Source organism: Pseudoalteromonas sp. NZS100_1, from assembly GCF_015864285.1.
Lineage (GTDB): Bacteria > Pseudomonadota > Gammaproteobacteria > Enterobacterales > Alteromonadaceae > Pseudoalteromonas > Pseudoalteromonas arctica.
In genome coordinates this window covers 1-3087 of the sequence record NZ_JADYXN010000066.1, presented here as the reverse complement: position 1 = coordinate 3087, position 3087 = coordinate 1, and the positions used below count along the sequence as shown (strand labels likewise).

General features: G+C 38.1%; 1 protein-coding gene and 3 tRNA genes. 1 reads left to right on the top strand and 3 read right to left on the bottom strand.

What is annotated here, in order from left to right; translation table 11 throughout:
• Positions 1-451 precede the first annotated feature (451 nt).
• Complete coding sequence (locus I6F66_RS20415; protein ID WP_010555303.1) at positions 452-1867, top strand: sodium:alanine symporter family protein; 1416 nt, start codon at positions 452-454, stop codon at positions 1865-1867.
• A 926-nt stretch (positions 1868-2793) separates the two neighbouring features.
• Here the strand turns inward: I6F66_RS20415 and I6F66_RS20410 are convergent.
• The 3 genes from I6F66_RS20410 to I6F66_RS20400 form a co-directional block, all read right to left on the bottom strand.
• Positions 2794-2880 (bottom strand) — tRNA-Leu (locus tag I6F66_RS20410).
• Between the two features lie 38 nt (positions 2881-2918).
• A tRNA-Cys gene (locus tag I6F66_RS20405) sits at positions 2919-2992 on the bottom strand.
• Positions 2993-3011: 19 nt separating this feature from the next.
• Positions 3012-3087, bottom strand: a tRNA-Gly gene (locus I6F66_RS20400).

The window sequence follows — 3087 nt, the reverse complement described above, 5'->3', positions numbered from 1 at the left end:
AAGTAGGTTGGCTGTTAGAACTCAATCTGTACGAGTGCCCACACAGATGATTGCTTTATATTGTTAAAGAACGTTTTGAGTCGCTTTAGCGACTCAAGGGATGCGAATAATACACCCTTTATTTTTCGAGTCAACACTTAGTTTTAAACTTTCTTTTTAGAAGATTTAAAACCGAAGTTTTATTTAACTCTCTGAGTTGTTCGTGCCTCGCTATGCGTTGGCGTTTCCTGTCTCAGTGGGGTCGCATTATAGGGAGCTGCGGATTTTACGCAAGCGTTATTTGCATAAAATAGTAATTAAAATTAAGCCCCAAGCAAGCGCACACGATAAGCACAAGTTACCCACAAAACCCTGTTGATAACTCTGTTTTTGAACTTTAAAACTAAACACTTTTATCCTGATGTGATAAGTTGCGGTCACTTTTTTTAACTCATGTATTTAGGCAGTATCCATGACAGACATAATAAACAGTATAAGTGCCCTTCTATGGGGCCAAGTTCTCGTCTACTTATTAATAGCAGCAGGCCTCTTTTTTACTTTTCGACTAGGCTTTATTCAGTTTGTGCAATTTCCACATATGTTCAAAGTTATGTTTGGCTCTCGTAAATGTGCCGATAATGAAATTTCATCCTTTCAGGCTTTTTGTACTTCGTTAGCTGCACGTGTTGGTACAGGTAATATGGCTGGTGTTGCTGTTGCCTTATACCTAGGTGGGCCAGGTGCTATTTTTTGGATGTGGCTTATTGCATTAATAGGTATGGCTACAAGCTTTGCTGAAAGTACTTTGGCTCAGGCTTATAAAACAAAAGATGCTGATGGCAATTTTAGAGGTGGCCCTGCTTATTATATGCAAAACGGCTTAGGTAAACGCTGGATGGGGACTTTATTCTCGTTATGCTTAATTTTAGCCTTTGGTTTGGTATTTAACGCCGTACAGTCAAACTCTATTGCTGCAGCATTTGAAGTAGCGTTTGATGTACCTAAGTATATAGTAGGCATTTGCTTGGTTATTGGCTCTGGTATTATTATTTTTGGTGGTTTGAAAACGATTTCTCGTTTTGCTGAAATGGTTGTCCCATTTATGGCATTAGCTTACTTGTTAGTTGCTCTTTATGTATGTGCTATTAACTTTACTGCATTACCTGATGTAATTGTACTTATAATAAAAAGTGCTTTTGGTATTGAACAAGCTGGTGCAGGTGCAATTGGTTATGGTGTTACACAAGCTATGATCCAAGGTATAAAGCGTGGCTTATTCTCAAACGAAGCTGGTATGGGTAGTGCAGCTAATGCCGCAGCTACTGCGACACCTTACCCTCCTCATCCAGCATCACAAGGTTATGTGCAAATGCTAGGTGTATTTATTGATACTATTGTTATTTGTACAGCGACTGCTTCTCTTATTTTACTATCGCAGCAATTAGTACCTGAATCTGGTGTTATGGGGATTGAACTCACACAAGCAGCATTACAAGAACATGTCGGCGACTGGGGTACTTACTTTATTGCCATTGCTATATTGTTTTTTGCTTTTACTTCTATTGTGGCTAATTACTCTTACGCTGAAACAAATTTAATGTTTTTAGAGCACAACTCTAATAAAGGTATGTTTATCTTTAGACTTGTTGTTTTAGGTATGGTGATGTTTGGTGCTGTTGGTGAGCTTGGTTTAATTTGGACGCTGGCAGATATATCAATGGGTTTAATGGCCATTGTAAACGTTATAGCGCTATTTATGCTTTCAGGTGTTGTTGTATGGCTCTCTAAAGATTACAACGAACAACGCAAAAAGGGTTTAATACCCACCTTTGACAAAAGTAAGCATCCTAAACTTGCTAAAGAGGTCGATCCCGAGGCCTGGAAATAAACAATAAACAGCGAGCTACGACTCGCTTTTTTAGTTCTAAAAATAAAAAGCCCTGACACATAGCACTCGATCATTTATAAGTAAAAGCTGTTACAGACGATAAGAACCGTATAGACATTATCTGATTATCAGCCTAGATAAGACAACCTACAAAAACAGATGTTTAATGCCCACAGCTCTGCATTATGTATAAGCACTTTATTGTTTACCTATTTGAAGTTCTCACCATAACTCTAGACTTACTCTTACCCGCGATTTTTAACTTCCAATGAGCATGTGTTAGCAACCAATTCGACAACTATACCAACCTGCATAAATCTCTGAGCAATTTAACGAATTAAATTGCACTATAACGTCGTTAAAAATTTTTATTTAGAACACTAGATACAAAAATTTTTGCCTAAATCTAGCGTAATTTCCTTAACCTTAAATAGACCCCATATATAAGCAGATTGGTATTACTTTATGCTACCAGCACATAAGTGTTTGAACTTTGCTTTCAAGGTTATTTGCTCTCGAGGTGTAGATTGCTTTACTGTTTTGAATTTTTTAAAGCTAATGGCCTACTTTACTGGTTGTTATCATAAGTCTATGACGCTTAGTTCAGTTCAAAGTGTATTCATCAGCATAAAGTACTGTGTGTCGCTAAGGATTGCATGGCTGGTTTATTTGAGGCGCTATAGGATTGGGTTTGGAAATATTACATTATGCTTACTCATATATATCTTTAATACGATAGATATACAAACTCTTAATGAACTATCACACAACGCTATTATTGGGTAGACCATGCATAAAATAGTGCATATCAAGATAATATAAATCATAGAAAACATAAAAATGATAAATCAAGATTTTTACTGGATATTTTATAGATATCAGAAGATTCATTGGATATTTTTTAAGCAGAGCGCTTAATAGAGAGATGGTGCCCGAGGCCGGACTTGAACCGGCACGACTTGTTAGTCGAGGGATTTTAAATCCCTTGTGTCTACCAATTCCACCACTCGGGCATCGAGTTTGCTAATTAAAGCGTGTGGAGTAAATTATATGGAGGCGGAACCCGGAGTCGAACCGAGGTAAACGGATTTGCAATCCGGTGCATGGCCACTCTGCCATTCCGCCTAAATGTATCCAAATAATTTGGAGCGGTACACGAGGCTCGAACTCGTGACCTCGACCTTGGCAAGGTCGCGCTCTACCAACTGAGCTAGTACCGC